The organism is Winogradskyella algicola, assembly GCF_005869935.1.
Taxonomy (GTDB): domain Bacteria; phylum Bacteroidota; class Bacteroidia; order Flavobacteriales; family Flavobacteriaceae; genus Winogradskyella; species Winogradskyella algicola.
Map to the genome: position 1 here is coordinate 190,615 of NZ_SZQF01000007.1, position 17,816 is coordinate 208,430.

The window sequence follows — 17,816 nt, forward strand, 5'->3', positions numbered from 1 at the left end:
AATGTCTAAAAAGAAATCTACAACAGTCAATCTAAAAACTCCTTACAATTTTGATGTAGAGTGGGAAGATTTGATGGAAAATAAAGATTTTGTAAAAACATTTCTTTCAGACGTTTTAGAAAAGTATATTATTAAGCAACGTTGGTATGGTGGTAAATCGAGTAAACTAAAATATATTGAATTAGCTGAATATTTCAGAATTCAGCAAAATGAAGAAGTATATTATGGACTTATTTTAGAAGTTAATTTCACCGAAGCTTTTTACCAACACTATTTTTTGCCTATAGCGTTTGTGTCAGACGAAAGCTTCGCAAAAGACGACCGCATACTTCCCATAAGTATTCAAAACCAAGAAGGATTTATAATAGATGCCATAAATCTAGAAGCCTTTAGAAAAGTGGTTTTTGAGCGCATACTAAATGCTGTGCCAAAAGACAGAACTCGAGTACAGTATAAAAAAAGCTCAAATTTTTCAGATTGCCATTACGAGTCGTCAAGATTCATGGGTATGGAGCAGAGTAATACTTCTATTGTATACAATGATAAGTATGTTTTAAAGTTTTTTAGACGCATCTATGCAGACCGCAATCCAGATTACGAGATGAGTCGTTTTTTGTCCGAAAAGAAAGACTTTAAGAACACACCTGCTTATTTGGGCAGTATGCAAATTAAAGACCATGAAAACACCAATATAACCATAGCTTTAATGAATGAATTGGTGCCAAATGAAGGCGATGCTTGGGATTATATGTTAAAAGAACTTCATAAGGTGTTTTCAAATTTAGAGTATAAAAACATTAACATAAATCGTCTGCCTCACACAGAACCTTTTGAGCGGTTGACCATTAGAGATATTCCTGCGCAAATTATTGATTGGGCAGGTTTAAATGTTTTTACAAAAATACAGACACTTGCCAAGCGTACTGCCGAGATGCACATCGCTCTGGGCTCTGAGTTTGAAGATACATCCTTTACTCCAGAAAGATTTAATGGCGATTACACAGTATGGCTAAAAAACAGATTGCTTTACCAGTTCCAAAACCGTTTAAATGCGGTTGAAAACAATCTACATAAGTTAGATGGCTTAGCATTAGAACTAGCCAATGAATTTTTAGAACGTAAAAATGAAATTAGAAAACGATTCTTAAATTTTGATTGGACCAAGCTAAAAGGGGAGCGTTTGAGAGTACACGGAGATTACCACTTAGGTCAAGTTCTCGTTAAGAACGATGATTTCTACATTCTCGATTTTGAAGGTGAGCCTGAAAGTACCATTAGAGATAGAAAAGTAAAGCAGCCACCATTAAAGGACGTTGCAGGTTTATTTAGATCATTTCATTATGCTATATATGCGACAATCTTTAATAATCAAGATAAATATAAACAAAGTCAAGAAGAACTTTTTAAAGCTGGTGAAATCTTGTATCAATATTTTATTGGTTTGTTTTTAGGAACTTATGTTGTCGAAATTCAAAATGCTAATATTAATATCGGCTATCAGCAAGAACGTATCTTTTTATTAAAATATTCACTATTAGAAAAAGCAGTTTACGAATTAGGTTACGAGCTTAATTCTCGACCACTTTGGGCAGTTATTCCTTTAAAAGGAATTTCAAATATTATCAACCACTAAATTTATGGCAGAAGTAATTGCACACAGTTTATTTACAGATTTCGATATCAATTTGTTTAAATCTGGTAAACATTACCGTCTTTACGAAAAATTCGGTTCTCATATTACAACCGTTAATGGTGTAGAAGGCACCTATTTTGCGGTTTGGGCACCAAGTGCTAAATCAGTTTCCGTTGTTGGTGATTTTAACTTTTGGTTAGAAGGAGATCATAAACTCAACGTGCGTTGGGACGAAAGTGGTATTTGGGAAGGTTTTATACCTGGAGTTGGTAAAGGCAACATTTACAAGTATAAAATTCATAGTCATCATAGCGATATAAAAACTGAGAAAGCAGATCCGTATGCCAGACGTTGTGAACATCCGCCAAATACAGCCTCTATTGTTTGGGATGATGATTACAAGTGGAAGGATAACAAATGGATGAAAAAACGTAAGGAACATAACGCTTTAGATGCTCCTTTTTCGGTTTACGAAGTTCATTTAGGATCTTGGAAAAAGAAAGTTGAAGAAAATAGATTTTTAACCTATGAAGAACTTGCGGAAGATCTTGTAACTTACGTAAAGGATATGAACTTTACACACGTAGAGCTTATGCCAATTATGGAATATCCTTATGACCCATCTTGGGGTTATCAGTTAACAGGTTATTTTGCGCCAACATCACGTTTTGGTTATCCTGAAGATTTTAAACTACTAGTAGATAAACTACATCAAAACGATATAGGAATCATTTTAGATTGGGTACCATCGCATTTCCCAGAAGATGCTCATGGGCTTGGATTTTTTGATGGCTCAGCTTTATATGAGCATCCAGACAGGCGTAAAGGCTACCATCCAGATTGGAAAAGTTTGATCTTTAATTATGGTAGAAATGAAGTGAAATCATTTCTAATTAGTAATGCTATTTTTTGGCTAGATCAATATCATGCGGACGGTCTAAGGGTCGATGCTGTAGCCTCGATGTTGTTTTTAGATTACAGTAGGGAAGAAGGTGAGTGGGAACCAAATATGTTTGGAGGTAGAGAAAATCTTGAAGCCATTTCCTTTATGCGCGAAATGAATGAAGCAGTATATAGTTCGTTTCCAGATGTACAAACAATCGCAGAAGAATCGACATCGTTTCCAATGGTTTCTAAGCCAACTTATCTAGGTGGGTTAGGTTTTGGAATGAAATGGATGATGGGCTGGATGCACGATACCTTACAATATTTTGCAAAAGAACCAATCTATAGAAAGCATCATCAAAACGATTTAACCTTTAGTATGACTTATGCATTTACCGAGAATTTTATGTTGCCTCTAAGCCATGACGAAGTTGTTTATGGCAAGCACTCTATTTTGGGTAGAATGCCTGGTGATGAGTGGCAGCGATTTGCAAATCTTAGATTGTTGTATTCATATATGTTTACACATCCAGGGACAAAGTTATTATTTCAAGGTGCTGAATTTGGGCAAAGTGAAGAATGGAACTTTCAACAAAGTTTAGATTGGCATCTGCTGCAATATGCACCACACAAAGGTGTGCAAGCATTAATTAAAGATTTAAATAGTTTATACAGAAAAGAACCGGCTTTGCACCAAAAGCAATTTATGGGAGAAGGTTTTGAATGGATAGATTATAACGATGCTGAGAATTCAGTATTAGTTTACATCCGCAAAGGGGACAATACTAAAGATGATTTGGTTGTAGCTTGCAATATGACACCAATACCTAGAGAAAACTACAAGATGGGTGTACCAAAAAAAGGAAAGCTTAAAGAGGTGTTTAATAGTGATTTAAAAAAATATTTTGGATCGGGTTCTTACAAAAATAAGACACAGAGTTCCGAAACTGAACCATGGCAATTTAGGGATAACTCAATCGCTATTACAATTCCACCATTAGGCATGGTAGTATTTAAGTACACGCAATAAAGACAAGATTTAAAGACATAAAATTTAAATTTTATCTATACTACGCTCTCGAAAACGATGTAGTTCATAAAACTGTATAAATACACGCATTTAAGCTTTTTAAAGTTCTTAATTTTCCGTTTTTTTACGCGCCCTTACATATTAAATCGAGCTATGATTACAAATACAGAATTAGAAAATAAAGGAAATCAATTTCCTTCAAATATAATAGGCTTTGAGAAAGATGTTGATAAACTTTATTTCTCAACCGATAACGATGTTATTCTACAATTAACTGTTGTTCGCGATAGTCTTTTAAGATTTAGATACACAACCGTAGGTACTTTTGATAATGATTTCTCCTACGCCATAACCAAATATGCAAGTATTGGCTATAATAAACTTGAAATTGAAGAAAATGATGATTGTTACATTGTTATAACTTCTAAGTTGCGATGCGAAATTTCTAAAGAAAGTCTCCGTGTTTCAATATATGATGCTAAAGATGGCATTTTAATCAACCAAGACGAAATTGGTTTTCATTGGGAGGAAAGCTACGAATTTGGCGGTAATATCGTAAAAATGAGCAAAGTCTCTAACGATGGTGAAAGTTATTATGGACTCGGTGATAAGCCTAACCATCTGAACCTAAAAGGAAAGCGTTACGATAATTGGGTTACCGATTCTTACGCATACGGAAAAGATACAGACCCTATTTACAAAACCATTCCATTTTACACAGGCCTTCATCATGGCAAAGCTTATGGGATTTTCTTTGATAATACTTTTAGGAGTTCTTTTGATTTTTCTCAAGAGCGACGAAATGTTACCAGTTTTTGGGCACAAGGCGGTGAAATGAACTATTACTTTTTCTATGGCCCAAATATGAGTGACGTGGTTGAAAGCTATACAGATTTAACAGGAAAACCACACCACTTACCACCATTATGGGCACTTGGGTTTCATCAATGCAAATGGAGTTATTATCCCGAGAGTAAAGTAAAGGAAATAACAACAACCTTTAGAGAGCTTAAAATTCCATGCGATGCTATTTATTTAGATATCGATTATATGGACGGGTTTCGTTGCTTTACTTGGAATAAAGACTATTTTCCAGACCCAAAACGTATGGTTAAAGAATTGCAAGATCAAGGTTTTAAAACAGTAGCTATAATAGACCCAGGTATTAAAATCGATAAAGACTATTCGGTTTTTAAAGACGCATTAGAGAATGATTATTTCTGTAAGCGTGCCGATGGGCCTTACATGAAAGGTAAGGTTTGGCCTGGCGAATGCTATTTTCCAGATTTTACAAATCCTGAAGTGAGAGAATGGTGGTCAGGACTTTTTAAGGAGTTAATCGAAGAGATTGGAATTAAAGGGGTTTGGAATGATATGAATGAACCTGCCGTAATGGAGGTGCCAAACAAAACCTTTCCAGATGATGTTAGGCACGATTACGATGGTAACCCTTGTAGCCATAGAAAAGCACATAACATTTATGGAATGCAAATGGCGCGAGCAACCTATCAAGGTTTAAAGAAATACTCGTTTCCAAAACGACCTTTTGTAATTACAAGGGCTGCATACTCAGGGACACAGCGATATACATCTACATGGACAGGCGATAATGTAGCCACTTGGGAGCATTTATGGATAGCGAATATTCAGGCACAACGTTTGGCCATGTCTGGCTTTTCATTTGCTGGTAGTGATATAGGTGGTTTTGCAGAACAACCTCAAGGTGAATTGTTTACACGTTGGATTCAACTTGGTGTTTTTCATCCATTCTTCAGAGTACATTCATCTGGTGATCATGGAGACCAAGAACCATGGGCTTTCGATGAGGATGTTACAGCCATAGTACGTAAGTTTATTGAACTTCGTTACCAATTATTACCATACTTGTATACTGCTTTTTGGAATTATACCGATCATGGAACACCTTTGTTAAAATCTTTAGTTTTGTTCGATCAAGATGATGTTCAAACGCATTATAGAACTGATGAATTTATTTTTGGAGAACAGATTTTAGCTTGTCCTATTTTAGAACCAAACGCTAAAGGACGTAGAATGTATATCCCTAGAGGAAGTTGGTATAATTTCTGGACTGATGAAATTATAAGAGGTGGAAAAGAGATGTGGGTAGATGCAGATATAGATAGTATGCCAATTTTTGTAAAAGAAGGTGCAATTATCCCTAAATTCCCTGTACAACAATATGTTGGTGAAAAAGAGATTACAGAGATAGCACTAGATGTTTATTATAAAGACGGAAAAGAAGTTAGCGAATTATTTAGCGATGCCAATGATGGCTATGATTACACTAAAGGACGCTATAGTTTAAGAAGCTTTAGTCTTACAGGAAGAAAGAATGAACTTATTATAAATCAGCATAAAGAAGGTAAGTTTATAACAACTTATGAAACCTTTAAGATTATAATTCATGGATTGCCTTTTGACATTTCTGAAATCCAAATAGACAACCAAGTTATTTCATTAACGCATTTAAAATCTAATGGGACAAATTCTTTTGTGGTAGATAAAAACTTTTCTGAACTTCATGTTATTGGAAAAGAAGGAAATTCTAAGTGACCATCTAATAAAAGAAGTGTCTTATAATTACGAATAGATTTTTGTATTTTAGTGATTATGTAAATTAAACCATTAGCTATGACATTTAAAAAAGGAATATCAATACTAGGAATAATAGCAATTATTGTTTCTTGTGCTACAAATCCATTTACAGGAAAAAAAACAATGGCGTTTGTCTCTAATGACCAATTATTCCCTTCTTCTTTTGCACAGTATAACCAAGTATTAAGTGAAAGTAAAGTAATTACAGGAACAAAAGATGCCGAAATGATTACCAGAGTAGGACAACGCATTGCTGTTGCTGCAGAACGCTGGTTAAATGCTAATGGACATCAAGGTTACTTAGATGATTATAAATGGGAATATAAATTGATAGAATCAGAACAAGTTAATGCATGGTGTATGCCAGGTGGTAAAATAGCGTTTTATACAGGTATTTTACCAATAGCTCAAAATGAAACTGGTGTTGCTGCTATTATGGGACACGAAGTGGCTCATGCATTGGCAAATCATGGCCAACAACGAATGAGTTCTGGGATGTTACAACAATTAGGCGGTATTGGTGTTGCAGTAGCTACAGGAAATGAAAGCCCAGAAAAACAACAAATGTGGATGCAAGCTTATGGCTTAGCAAGTAATGTTGGGGGAATGTTACCATTTAGTAGGTCTCACGAAACTGAGGCAGATAAAATTGGTGTAATTTTAATGGCAATTGCTGGTTATAATCCTGATGAAGCAGCGGAATTATGGAAACGTATGAAAGCTAATAGTGGAGGACAAGCACCACCAGAGTTCTTGAGTACGCACCCAAGTAACGACTCTAGAATTGAAACTTTACAAGCATTATCCTCAAAAGCTAAAGCTGAGGCTAAAAAGTTCGGTGTTACTTCGTTTAGACCAATAAATTAATATTGGCTTAAAAAATAAATGATTACTTTAGAAGCTGCTCAAGAGAGCAGCTTTTTTATTGTAACCTCTATGAACGAACTTAAAAAAGGAAGTAAAAAACTTCTTAACGCATGGGCATTTTATGATTGGGCAAATTCTGTATATACCCTTACAATTGCATCATCTATTTTTCCAATTTTTTATTCAGCATTATTTCTTTCAGATAAGAAGGTAGTAACAGCGTTTGGTTATGATTTTAAAAGCACTGCGCTTATTACTTTTGTTACAGCATTTACATTTTTAGTTGTTGCTTTTTTATCGCCAATTTTATCTGGTATTGCTGATTATATTGGTAATAAGAAGAATTTTATGAAGTTTTTCTGCTATGTTGGTTCAGCAGGTTGTATAGGCTTATATTGGTTTAGTTTAGATAGAATTCATCTTAGTTTGTTATTCTATTTTATGGGACTTATCGGTTATTGGGGAAGTTTAGTGTTTTACAACTCATATTTGCCAGATATAGCATATGAAGACCAACAAGATAGCATAAGTGCAAAAGGTTTTAGTTTAGGGTATATAGGTAGTGTTATTCTATTGATAATTAATCTTGCTATGGTAATGTATCCGAGTGTATTCTTTATTGAGGACAATATAGACGAAAATGGCAAAGTCATCGAGACCGCAGCACAGGTTGCTATGAGATATTCTTTTATTATGGTTGGTATATGGTGGGCAGGCTTTAGCCAATATACATTTTATGTGTTGCCAAAAGGTGCGTCATCAGGACATAAGGTGACTAAGGATGTTATATTCAATGGCTTTAAAGAATTAAAAGGCGTTTGGAGAGAACTGAAAGAAAACTTAAGGCTTAAGCGTTATTTATATGCATTTTTTGTCTTTAGTATGGCAGTACAAACCATAATGCTAGTCGCTGTATATTTTGGTGAAGAAGAAATTGCTTGGGGAAGTGATGAAGCAAAAACAACAGGACTCATATTGAGTATATTAGTCATTCAACTTGTTGCAATTATTGGAGCAGTGTTAACTTCAAAAGCATCTTCTAGATTTGGAAATATATCTACTTTAATTGCTGTCAATTTTATTTGGATGTGCTTATGCTTCTATGCATATTTTATGAAAACTCCAGTTCAATTTTACGTAGCTGCTTCATTAGTTGGCTTGGTCATGGGTGGTATACAATCATTAGCTAGATCTACATATTCAAAATTTTTACCAGAGACAGAAGATACAACATCATATTTTAGTTTTTATGATGTAGCTGAAAAAATTGGTATAGTAATAGGGATGCTTATTTATGGTTTTATTGATCAGATTACTGGTAGTATGCGTAACTCTATATTGTTTCTTTTTATTTTCTTTTTAATAGGTATCGTTTTACTCTTTAGAGTTCCTAAAAAATAATTCAAAAATAATTCTTAACTTTAGCATGCTATGGTTAAGAAAATATTTATGTTAGGGTTGTTTGCCACACTCTTTATGGCAATTAACTGTGATAATGAGCCTTATGAAGGTGAAATTATCGTTGAAGACACCTCTTGTGTAGAAGCTATTGAAGCTACCGAAATAGCTGCTCAGAATTTCTTAAATGGAACACAAGAAGATTTTAGTGACCTGTGCCTTATCTATAAAGAAGCTTTATTAAATCAGATTGAAGCTTGTGGAGATGAAGATGGTAGCTTACAATTACTTGCAGATGACTTAGGTACTTGTACAGAAGAAATTGATGCTTGTGAAGAAGCCATAGTCGCAACAGAAATTGCATTAAATGATTTTAATAATACAACGGATAATGATTATGAGGAAACATGCAATACGTATAAGAATGCACTAATGAATCAAATAGAGATTTGTGGTGATGAAGACGGATTGTTAAACACTTTAATAGAAGACCTAGGGGATTGTGAGCTTACTTATGTAGAGACTTTAGGCACATGGAAGCTAATTGCGTGGGAACCCAACCCAATAACTGATTTAGATTTAGATAATGACGGTATATCATCCAGTAATTTCCTAGATGAAATAAATTGTTACGATAATGAAACAATTGATTTTTATTCTGATGGTACTGGCAGATTGTATCTTAGGTCAATAGCTAATATCACCTTTACACCGATTGTTGGCACAGATATGGTTGAATTTTCCACAGTATGTAGCGAAATAGATCAAACTATATTCTTCACTTGGTTTCAAGATGGCAATACAGTTACTTTCAACTTTTTAGATGGGACAGTATTATATTATTTCAGAAATGCAAATCGTCTATATGTTGTCATTAATGATGGTTTAGTTGCAACTAGCTCAGTTGACAATACCTCTACAATTACTCACTCTATTACGTATATTTATGAAAAACTATAAATTTACTTATCAACTGAGTATATATTAATAAATAATCCATTAATATTCTTATATTGCCAGTAACTAAACACTCAATAATGAAAAAGCTATTAATACTTTCAATCTTATCCTTAACTGTATTTTCATCATGTAGTAGTAAAGTAGACCTTGCTATTGATAATCCAACAGATGCTCCTGTAGAAATCGTAGTAGATACTTTACGGGTTTTAGTTCCGCCAAAAGACGTTATTTGGGTAGAAATGGGACCTGGGGAACACCAGTTAACCTTAGAGAATGATAGTATTATAAAATATAATTTTACTGAGTCTGTATATATGATTAATCCTTCATTATCGGAATATTTAGTAGCTGACGAATATTACGGACCACCAGCTTTTCAAAATTCCTATGCATCTACATTACCAAGTAAAGAAGTTACTTTTTTAGGTTTTCCTATGGAAGGTAACTACGACGTTTTAACTAATGTTATTAATAAAGTAACTTGGGACTATGGCCCAAGGGAAACACTACCAGAAATGGTTGAAGTAGATGCTGACGAATCTTATACAACGCTTGTAAAGGTCTATGATTCTTACGAGTTTATAGAAATGATGCAGAGCGCATACGACTCTTATTCTGAAGAAGAATAAATACCACTAAACTTGAAAACCTCTCTCGGCACTCATATCACTTGGGATGTGTATAACTGTAATGCAGATACACTATCGTTTATACCTACGGTAAAAACGGTATTAAATGTTATAGTTGAAGAATTACAGCTTACCAAGGTTAATGAGTCTTACAAACAATTTAAGCCCATTGGTGTTACCGGCTTTATTCTATTAGAAGAAAGCCATGTAAGTATTCATTCATGGCCAGAACATCAATTTGCTGCAGTAGATATATTTTCTTGTAGACCTTTTGACGCTAAAAAAATTCAGGAATTACTAATGAAATCTTTTAGTTCGGATAAAGTTGTTATCAAGAAGATTGAAAGGGGAGAGGCTATCTCTATTATTTCATCAGATCCTTATATAATAAAATGAGACATAAACTCACAATCATCGGTAATAATTTTAGATTCTTGTGTTCTTAAGTTTATGGCAGACGCTCTTGATGTGTAGAACATTCCTATTTGATAAAAATAATCTTCTTCATCTTTATTTAATGGGTAAAATTTTTGAAACACCATATCCTGATGTCCAAAATCACCTTTAGATCTAGCTTCAGAATTACCCATAGCTTCAATAGAAATATTTTCACCCAAACGACCATAAACAGGTTTTTGTACATAATTGTATAAGCTAGGCTCTTTGCTTAAATATGTTTCAGCCAAAATATTATTCGGGAAGTTCTGTGTGATGTAAGCCAAAAACTTTTTATTCTGCCAAATAGCAGTGTATGGTGGATTTAAAACCACCACTTTATCATTTAGTATTAAGTCTGAAAGTGTGTGTGCTAATTCAGGCTCGTCATTGAACATCCAATCCCAAGGGATCATTTTAAAAAGCACATCAACATCTTCGTATTCATCACCAATTTGATGAAATATACCTTCATCCGAAAAAATAACATGCTCCAAGTCCGAATAAAACGGTTTATAGCCAGCTTGGTAAGCTATATCTATAATACAGTTAACGTTTTCTTTGTCTTCAATATATCCAAAAGAAGTTCCCAGAAAAACAGGGTTGTCTTTACCTAAATAAGATTTTAGGTTAGACAAAGTATCTTTTATATCAAATTTTAAAGTATTAAAGCTTTGGGGATTACCTTTTAATTGTTCTAATTGAAGAGGTTGCCACAATAATGTCTCAGGTAAAGTGCTACATGTGTCTGCATTAAACTCAATAATGCGACCATAATCAGATTTTAAACCTCCATTAATATCAAAACGACCATAAAGAAAAGGGTGTCTATTCTTGTTCTTCCAGCTATGTTCAATACATTTTTGAAATGATGACGGAATGCCAAGCTCTCCTAATTTATGTTCGGCTATGATTTTGTCTGTTGCACGTTGAAATAAGTAAAACGCTTCGTCAGAAATACGACGTAGTTGCTCTACTTCAGAACGGTAAATACCGAGTAGTTCTTCAGAAAAATAGTCTTCTTCTAAATACCAGTGTAAGCGATGTGGAACGTGTTTCTTTTTAAGACGTTTTATCTCTTTAAAACGACTATCCTCCAAACGATCTAAACGACTTTCCGCTGCCATATCCTCTAGATGATTTTCCTGGTACACTTACTCTTCGAGATGTTGCAGAGCTTCTTAAATCGTTTTTTAATCCTGTAGATTTATTATAAGCAGAAGCATTTTTGTAGTTACTTTGGTTTGGTGTAACGTTACGTAAACTTCTATTAAAATAAGAAGCTGCTAACGAGTAGAATAGTATGCTTCTTAAACCAGAATGACGACTGTAAGATGACTCGTCATTTTTCATTTTTCTTAAAGATAGTGTATCTGTTGTTCCTTCTAATGTGTGTACAATAGCAATAGATTTATCTTTATCGTCAATTAAACGCTCATCAATGATTTTATAATCATTTCCTGGCTCTACTTCTTCAACCTCAGTGATAACACCTTGAGTAGATTCGTAAACCGTTTCTTGCTGTGCATCTTTAATGCGTGGACTTGGATCGTTATCGCCACAACTTTGAAATGTTAATGCAGCAGCTACAGCGGCCATTAACGTTATTTTTTTAGTTAAAGCAAGACCAGTTATAATTTTTTTATTCATCTTTGACAGGTTAATTTCCTCAAACATAATCAATTTTTAATGAATAAAAAAGCACTAATTCCATTTGCTGTATTTATTGCAGGTTTATGTTCAATCATCTACGAATTGCTAATAAGCACAACTGCAACTTATTTTTTAGGAGATGGTGTAAGACAGTTTTCCATAATCATTGGTGTGTATTTGTTTTCTATGGGAATAGGTGCCTTTTTATCTAAGTTCTTAAAAGAAAAACCACTCACATTTTTTATCAATGTTGAATATCTACTTGGGTTTATTGGTGGTGTTTCTGTGCCACTACTTTATATGCTGTTTGTGTATGTGTCGCCAATGATATTACAAATGAGTTGTTTGGCTATCATATTTGTAATAGGTTTACTTACAGGTATGGAAGTGCCTTTATTGACTTTTGCCTTAGAAGAGAGCAACATTAAAAACAATCTTTCTAACGTGTTGTCGTTAGATTATATAGGTGGACTTATTGCGACCTTGATTTTTCCATTTATCATACTTCCATTTGTTGGCTTGTACTATTCGTCGCTGATCTTCGGAATTGTAAATATTGTTTTAGGTATTCTTTTGAATTACACTTTGCTCAAAGACAAAAAACGAAACAGTATTTTTGGCTTTTTGGCTGTTATTGGTTTAGTCGTTTTAGTGTTGTTTGGAGGTAAACTTTTAAAGGTTTGGGATCAGAAAATATACAAGCGTCCTATTGTGTTGAATGAGCAAACACCGTATCAAAAAATTGTAATGACCAAAACGCAAGGAGATGTTCGTTTGTATCTTAATAGAGTGATACAGTTTTCATCTTCAGATGAGCATCGTTATCATGAATCTTTGGTACATATTCCTTTAGCAATGCATTACAATCCAAAGCGTATTTTAATTCTCGGAGGTGGTGAAAATTTAGCGAGTAGAGAAGTGCTAAAGCATAGCTCTGTACAGCGTGTTGATGTTGTAGATATTGATAGTACCATGTTTTATCTCGCAAAAGAGAACAAATATCTAAAGGACATTAACGCTAACGCTGCAAAAAATGAAAAAGTAAACCTTATACCAGAAGATGCGTTTACTTATCTGTTTAATAATACTGAAAAGTACGATGTAATCATTGCAGATTTGCCAGACCCAACTAATCAGGCCTTGGCAAGATTGTATAGCAAGCAGTTCTTTTTAATGGCAAAGCGAAACCTTAAAAAGGATGGTGTTTTTGTAACACAATCTGGTGAAATTTATTTCTCAAACAAAGTCTTTAGTTGTATTAATAATACACTAGCATCAGTTTTTGAAGACGTACAACCTTATCATACCTACATACCATCGTTTGGCGATTGGGGATTTATTATTGCCAGACATGATGGCAACAACAGTAAAGTAGATATTAGAGCTTTGCCAGAAGATTTAAAATATCTCAACCCAAACCAAATAGAACAAGCCTTTATTTTTCCTAAGGATATTACCATTGCCGACACTAAACAAAATACTTTAGACAACCCAATTATCCTTAACTATTTCTTAGACGAATGGGAAAAATGGAAAGTAGATTTTGAAGCTGGTACGAAATGATTTAATACAAGCTCTGTTTTCTTAATTATAGTCTAAACTTATCTGATTAACACAAATATAACAGTTTCTATTATGCTGAAAATCAATTAACTATTATTTTTGTGTTATAAGGAGAATAGTAATGGCAAAATTCCTTACTGCAATTACTAATGCATAAACTCCGTGCTCATCCTTATTGTATTTTAATTGACTTTTTAACTTAAAACAAATTTGCTATGAAAACAACTTTAAGATTTTTTTCGATTCTAGCACTACTTATTTTTATGGGTTGTGCATCTAATGTTAAATCAAAAAAATATACTGATGACGATTTCAATAGTTTTAAAACATTTGCATATTTGCCGAACACCTCGTTTAAAATAGATGAGTTTAATGTAGACATGGATAAATCTATCGAAGAATCTTTAATTACAACTATGAATGAAAAAATGGTTGAAAAAGGGTTTTCCGTAGATATTAAAAATCCAGATTTGCTGGTATTGTTAAGTACATCTAATGCGATTAGAAGTAACTTAAGAGGTAGAAGTAACAACTATTACGAGCAAGCACCTATTGATGGTGGTTCTACTTCAGTCAATAGTCCAAACTATGCTTCTGTTACTGATACAGATTATAAACGTTATTTTAGAAATAGTGAAAATGCACTTAATAATCAACCTTATAAAGAAGGAACTTTAATAGTGCAGGTATTTAACAAAACTACCAAACAATTGGTGTGGTCTGGCATGGCAGAAAATTTTAAAGCCCATATTTCAGATCCTACGCTTATGACCCGAATGATAAATGAGATCTTTAAAAAATTCCCCGTTTAAGAAATAAAAACTCTGATTAAACTAAAAAAGGACAAGTATTAGCTTGTCCTTTCTTATTTTTAGTTGATTGATTGCGCACTAGTTGCTAACGCTACCAGAACCTGTTACTTTAGTGTCTTTGTTGGTTGGGTTTCCAGAATATTTCACATCGCCAGAACCTGTAATTCTTACTTTAAGTTCACCATTACAAACCACATTAGCACCACCAGAACCAGTGATTTTTGCAGTTACATTTGTACTGTCTAGATCGCTACCATCAAAATCGCCAGAGCCTGTTACTTTTGTCGTCAAATCTTTTGTTGAGCCACTTAATTCTATATCACCAGATCCCGAAATACTACTTTCAACAGAATTAGAGCTAATCTTTAGATCTATGTCACCAGAGCCTGCTAAGGACACATCAAAATCGTTAGCTTTAATTGTGCCTGAATTTTCAATATCACCTGAGCCAGCCAAGGAGACAGAATTGATAGATTCGTAAGGTACGGTAACTACAATAGTTTTTGTAGGTTTCAGATTAATACCATTTTCAACTTTTACAACAAGTTTACTACCTTTTACCTCAGTAATGATGTATTGCATTAAATTGGCATCACCTTCAATAGTAATAGTTCCTTCATTACCTTGGACTAATTTAAAATCCATTGGTCCTGCAGCCTCAAGACCATCATAATTTCCGGTTGATCGGTTTTCTGTAATAATATTACCATCTCCTTTTTGTTTTTTCCATTTTCCCCATTGTGCACAAGATGTTGTAACACTAAAAAGGAATGCGACTAACGTAATTGATTTTAATAATTTCATGATTTTGAATTGTTTGGTTACTGTTCGTTTATTGATTTCTTATGTCAGTTCGAGTGATCGCGAGAATCGGAATTGTATCGAGAACACTTTTATTTGTCTTCTCGATACAAATTCATTAGATAAAATCTACTGAATTTACTCGAAGTGACGATAAATTATTGTTGTTTAAAGCTTACGCTTCCATACTGTGATTTTATTTTTACATAATTGCCAGACCCTTTTGTGCCATGGTAACCATTGTACTTTTTCTCAAAAGAATCGACTTCTTTATTTGTAAAATTAAATGTGTCTGAATCTCTTAGTGAGGCATATTCTAAATCGATATCAAAATCAAAGCTGTAATTACTATCATAACTAATAGTAATACCCATAAACTCAGAATCGATTTCTACATTATTTGCTTTTGAGGCGATGCGATCTATCTTTAAAGATCCATAATCGGCTTTTAAATTAATACTTTTATATAGGTTAACAATACGTAGGGTAAGATAATCTGCATTTCCTTTAAGACTGTTAATATTATCCACTCTTAACGAACCGTAGTCGCAGTTGAATTCTACATCTTCCGAATTTTCAATTATAGAATTTGTATACCCAGTGTTTAAGTAAAGGGATTTTGTCTTGGCTATGGTAAATTCGCTATAATCTGCATATAATTTACCACTTTTAATAAATTCAAAATAACAACCTTTACTGTAATCAAAATTAATGTAGTTGCCATCTGCCATAAGCTCTTTGGTCGTTACTTTCCCGTAGCTACAGTGAATTTTGGCTTTGCCTTTTAGTCTATCTAAATTAATGGAGCCATAATTATTATCTAAATCTACGTTATTGGTTATTGGCATTTTTACACGGTAGTGCACTTCGATCTTTAATTTTTTGTTGTTATTCCAACTCCACCAATTTTTGTCTTTATTTTCAAAATTTGTTTTGGCCGTTACTAAATCTTTAGTGTTATTAAAACTAACTGAAATTTCATTAAGTCGCTCTTCAACTTTATTGGCATTATTACCAGTCACTTCAATAGTAATATCAAACTCAATACGATTCTGGTCCCAAGTTACAATGTCTAAGTTGCCATAGCTATTATCTATTTTTAATGTAGCATCAGCAGATACATCAAATGACTTTTTGATGTTACGCTCTTTCGTTGTTTTTCCAATTTCAGCGTTTGTGTTTGCCAACGTTATAAATGGCATTAGCAATAGAAGAATTGCTATTCTAAAATGTATTTTTTGGTTCATCACTGTTGGTTTTTAATTCTTTAATTGTTTCAATTTGTTCTAAAACTGTATTCAAAATGTCTATCCTGTTCTGAAAGTTGCTAATCATAGCGTAGATAACACGCTGGTCTTTGTCACTTTCTGTTAAATCTGTTTTTAGTTTTTGATAGTCTTTTTCTAACAGTTCAATTCTGTTAAGCGCATCTCTTATAACTTGTTTAGTTAAAGGCGAGCGTTCATTGTTAAGCTTTTTTAATTCTGCATTAATTGTTGCTGTAAAGAAATCTTGTGTTTCGGACATTTCTGGTGATACGCTTGCCAAATCCATAACTTCTGGCTGTGCATTTGATGTTGTAAATACCGCTAAGCAAATGACTAAAGAAGCTGCTATGGCTAAAAATGGTTTCCAATTAAAGCCAGAAGACTTTTTTTCTTCTGTAGAAGCTATTGTATTGGTATTGAGCTTTTCTAAAAAGCGATCTTGATGACCTGCATTTGGTTCGTTGATATCAAATTCACCTTTAAGGTTATCAAATAATTCGTCTAAAGTATCTTTTTCCATGCATCAATAATTTAAGCTGTTAGCTCTAATTTCTTTCTTAAACTTTCTTTAGCTCTGGATATCATGGTTCTGCAATTTGCATAAGAAATATCCATAATATCACAGATTTCTTCGTAATCATAACCTTCAATAAGATGTAAGGTTAGCCCCAAGTTGTAATTGGGTTTTAGTGTTTTCATAACACTAATAATTTGTTTCACCTTATCATTATTTTGGTTATGACTTTCAATGCCGTTATCATCTTCAACTTTGTACATAACTGGTTCTAGAGGTACTTCGTTTTGTTTTACGGTTTTGTTGTAATGTGCTATACTATTATTCACTACAATACGTTTTAACCATGCGCCAAATAGTTTGGCGTCCTCTAATGTTTCAAGTTTTGTAAAAGCCGTTAAAAATGACTCTTGCATTATGTCTTCAGCCTTAAAAGAATCTTTTACAATTCTCAATGCTGTGTTATACATGGCTTTGTTGTATCTGTTGTAAACTTCTAACTGCGCACGTTGGTTACAAGATTTGCAAAGCACTAATAACTGTTCGATATTTTGATTGGTTGATGTCAAAAAAACAATTGCTTTATTCTATAGATGAAGGTGTTTTGGCATTGTTACACTTTTGATAAAAAAACTTTTAATAAAGTCTAAAGGTAATGGCATAACAATTGAAATTATATAGATGTGAATAACTTTGAATATCTTATAATGTATTGATATTCAGTGTAAAGTTAATTTTTAATACATTTAATT

General features: G+C 33.5%; 16 protein-coding genes. 10 read left to right on the top strand and 6 right to left on the bottom strand.

Annotated features, from left to right (window positions below; translation table 11 throughout):
- Position 1: 1 nt before the first annotated feature.
- The 8 genes from FC091_RS12000 to speD all read left to right on the top strand — a co-directional run bounded on the left by FC091_RS12000 (position 2) and on the right by speD (position 10,414).
- On the top strand, positions 2 to 1,633 hold the full coding sequence (locus FC091_RS12000; protein ID WP_076615133.1) for a maltokinase N-terminal cap-like domain-containing protein: 1,632 nt from the start codon (positions 2 to 4) through the stop codon (positions 1,631 to 1,633).
- Positions 1,634 to 1,637: 4 nt separating this feature from the next.
- The gene (glgB, locus tag FC091_RS12005) at positions 1,638 to 3,548 is read left to right on the top strand and encodes a 1,4-alpha-glucan branching protein GlgB (protein ID WP_138434510.1); all 1,911 of its coding nucleotides are present in this window, start codon (positions 1,638 to 1,640) and stop codon (positions 3,546 to 3,548) included.
- Between the two features lie 153 nt (positions 3,549 to 3,701).
- Complete coding sequence (locus tag FC091_RS12010; protein WP_138434511.1) at positions 3,702 to 6,122, top strand: glycoside hydrolase family 31 protein; 2,421 nt, start codon at positions 3,702 to 3,704, stop codon at positions 6,120 to 6,122.
- A gap of 78 nt (positions 6,123 to 6,200) precedes the next feature.
- Positions 6,201 to 7,031: a M48 family metallopeptidase gene (locus tag FC091_RS12015; protein ID WP_138434512.1), complete on the top strand. Its 831-nt coding sequence runs from the start codon at positions 6,201 to 6,203 to the stop codon at positions 7,029 to 7,031.
- A gap of 69 nt (positions 7,032 to 7,100) precedes the next feature.
- Positions 7,101 to 8,432: an MFS transporter gene (locus FC091_RS12020; protein ID WP_138434546.1), complete on the top strand. Its 1,332-nt coding sequence runs from the start codon at positions 7,101 to 7,103 to the stop codon at positions 8,430 to 8,432.
- Positions 8,433 to 8,462: 30 nt separating this feature from the next.
- Positions 8,463 to 9,389 (top strand): hypothetical protein, encoded by a 927-nt coding sequence (locus FC091_RS12025; protein ID WP_138434513.1) that lies wholly within the window; start codon positions 8,463 to 8,465, stop codon positions 9,387 to 9,389.
- Between the two features lie 77 nt (positions 9,390 to 9,466).
- Positions 9,467 to 10,018, top strand: a complete 552-nt coding sequence (locus FC091_RS12030; protein WP_138434514.1) for a hypothetical protein — start codon at positions 9,467 to 9,469, stop codon at positions 10,016 to 10,018.
- 12 nt (positions 10,019 to 10,030) lie between these two features.
- Positions 10,031 to 10,414, top strand: coding sequence for an adenosylmethionine decarboxylase (gene speD, locus FC091_RS12035; RefSeq protein ID WP_171032519.1), 384 nt, complete (start codon positions 10,031 to 10,033; stop codon positions 10,412 to 10,414).
- Here speD and FC091_RS12040 read toward each other — a convergent pair.
- Together FC091_RS12040 and FC091_RS12045 are read right to left on the bottom strand one after the other, a co-directional pair.
- A complete protein-coding gene (locus FC091_RS12040) occupies positions 10,399 to 11,580 on the bottom strand; it encodes a glutathionylspermidine synthase family protein (protein WP_138434516.1) in 1,182 nt (393 codons plus the stop codon). The genes speD and FC091_RS12040 overlap by 16 nt on opposite strands.
- A complete protein-coding gene (locus FC091_RS12045; RefSeq protein ID WP_138434517.1) occupies positions 11,543 to 12,103 on the bottom strand; it encodes a hypothetical protein in 561 nt (186 codons plus the stop codon). Before FC091_RS12045 ends, FC091_RS12040 begins: the two co-directional genes overlap by 38 nt.
- 39 nt (positions 12,104 to 12,142) lie before the next feature.
- On the opposite strand from FC091_RS12045, the gene FC091_RS12050 reads away from it, so the two are divergent.
- Positions 12,143 to 13,669 (top strand): polyamine aminopropyltransferase, encoded by a 1,527-nt coding sequence (locus FC091_RS12050; protein ID WP_138434518.1) that lies wholly within the window; start codon positions 12,143 to 12,145, stop codon positions 13,667 to 13,669.
- A gap of 215 nt (positions 13,670 to 13,884) precedes the next feature.
- Positions 13,885 to 14,481, top strand: coding sequence for a DUF4136 domain-containing protein (locus FC091_RS12055; RefSeq protein WP_138434519.1), 597 nt, complete (start codon positions 13,885 to 13,887; stop codon positions 14,479 to 14,481).
- A 78-nt stretch (positions 14,482 to 14,559) separates the two neighbouring features.
- Here FC091_RS12055 and FC091_RS12060 read toward each other — a convergent pair whose 3' ends face one another.
- The 4 genes from FC091_RS12060 to FC091_RS12075 form a co-directional block, all read right to left on the bottom strand.
- A complete protein-coding gene (locus FC091_RS12060) occupies positions 14,560 to 15,285 on the bottom strand; it encodes a head GIN domain-containing protein (protein ID WP_138434520.1) in 726 nt (241 codons plus the stop codon).
- A gap of 155 nt (positions 15,286 to 15,440) precedes the next feature.
- Positions 15,441 to 16,529 (bottom strand): hypothetical protein, encoded by a 1,089-nt coding sequence (locus FC091_RS12065; protein ID WP_138434521.1) that lies wholly within the window; start codon positions 16,527 to 16,529, stop codon positions 15,441 to 15,443.
- A complete protein-coding gene (locus FC091_RS12070) occupies positions 16,507 to 17,070 on the bottom strand; it encodes a hypothetical protein (protein ID WP_138434522.1) in 564 nt (187 codons plus the stop codon). The genes FC091_RS12065 and FC091_RS12070 overlap by 23 nt, the downstream gene beginning before the upstream one ends.
- An 11-nt stretch (positions 17,071 to 17,081) precedes the next feature.
- The gene (locus FC091_RS12075) at positions 17,082 to 17,633 is read right to left on the bottom strand and encodes an RNA polymerase sigma factor (protein WP_138434523.1); all 552 of its coding nucleotides are present in this window, start codon (positions 17,631 to 17,633) and stop codon (positions 17,082 to 17,084) included.
- Positions 17,634 to 17,816 lie beyond the last annotated feature (183 nt).

Excerpts from the sequence above, each read along its gene's own strand:
- FC091_RS12000 (WP_076615133.1), top strand. The coding sequence starts at position 2 with ATGTCTAAAAAGAAATCTACAACAGTCAATCTAAAAACTCCTTACAAT.
- FC091_RS12030 (WP_138434514.1), top strand. The coding sequence starts at position 9,467 with ATGAAAAAGCTATTAATACTTTCAATCTTATCCTTAACTGTATTTTCA.
- FC091_RS12045 (WP_138434517.1), bottom strand. The coding sequence starts at position 12,103 with ATGAATAAAAAAATTATAACTGGTCTTGCTTTAACTAAAAAAATAACG.
- FC091_RS12015 (WP_138434512.1), top strand. The coding sequence starts at position 6,201 with ATGACATTTAAAAAAGGAATATCAATACTAGGAATAATAGCAATTATT.
- FC091_RS12025 (WP_138434513.1), top strand. The coding sequence starts at position 8,463 with ATGGTTAAGAAAATATTTATGTTAGGGTTGTTTGCCACACTCTTTATG.
- FC091_RS12070 (WP_138434522.1), bottom strand. The coding sequence starts at position 17,070 with ATGGAAAAAGATACTTTAGACGAATTATTTGATAACCTTAAAGGTGAA.
- FC091_RS12055 (WP_138434519.1), top strand. The coding sequence starts at position 13,885 with ATGAAAACAACTTTAAGATTTTTTTCGATTCTAGCACTACTTATTTTT.
- glgB (WP_138434510.1), top strand. The coding sequence starts at position 1,638 with ATGGCAGAAGTAATTGCACACAGTTTATTTACAGATTTCGATATCAAT.
- FC091_RS12040 (WP_138434516.1), bottom strand. The coding sequence starts at position 11,580 with ATGGCAGCGGAAAGTCGTTTAGATCGTTTGGAGGATAGTCGTTTTAAA.
- FC091_RS12060 (WP_138434520.1), bottom strand. The coding sequence starts at position 15,285 with ATGAAATTATTAAAATCAATTACGTTAGTCGCATTCCTTTTTAGTGTT.
- FC091_RS12050 (WP_138434518.1), top strand. The coding sequence starts at position 12,143 with ATGAATAAAAAAGCACTAATTCCATTTGCTGTATTTATTGCAGGTTTA.
- FC091_RS12010 (WP_138434511.1), top strand. The coding sequence starts at position 3,702 with ATGATTACAAATACAGAATTAGAAAATAAAGGAAATCAATTTCCTTCA.
- FC091_RS12065 (WP_138434521.1), bottom strand. The coding sequence starts at position 16,529 with ATGAACCAAAAAATACATTTTAGAATAGCAATTCTTCTATTGCTAATG.
- FC091_RS12020 (WP_138434546.1), top strand. The coding sequence starts at position 7,101 with ATGAACGAACTTAAAAAAGGAAGTAAAAAACTTCTTAACGCATGGGCA.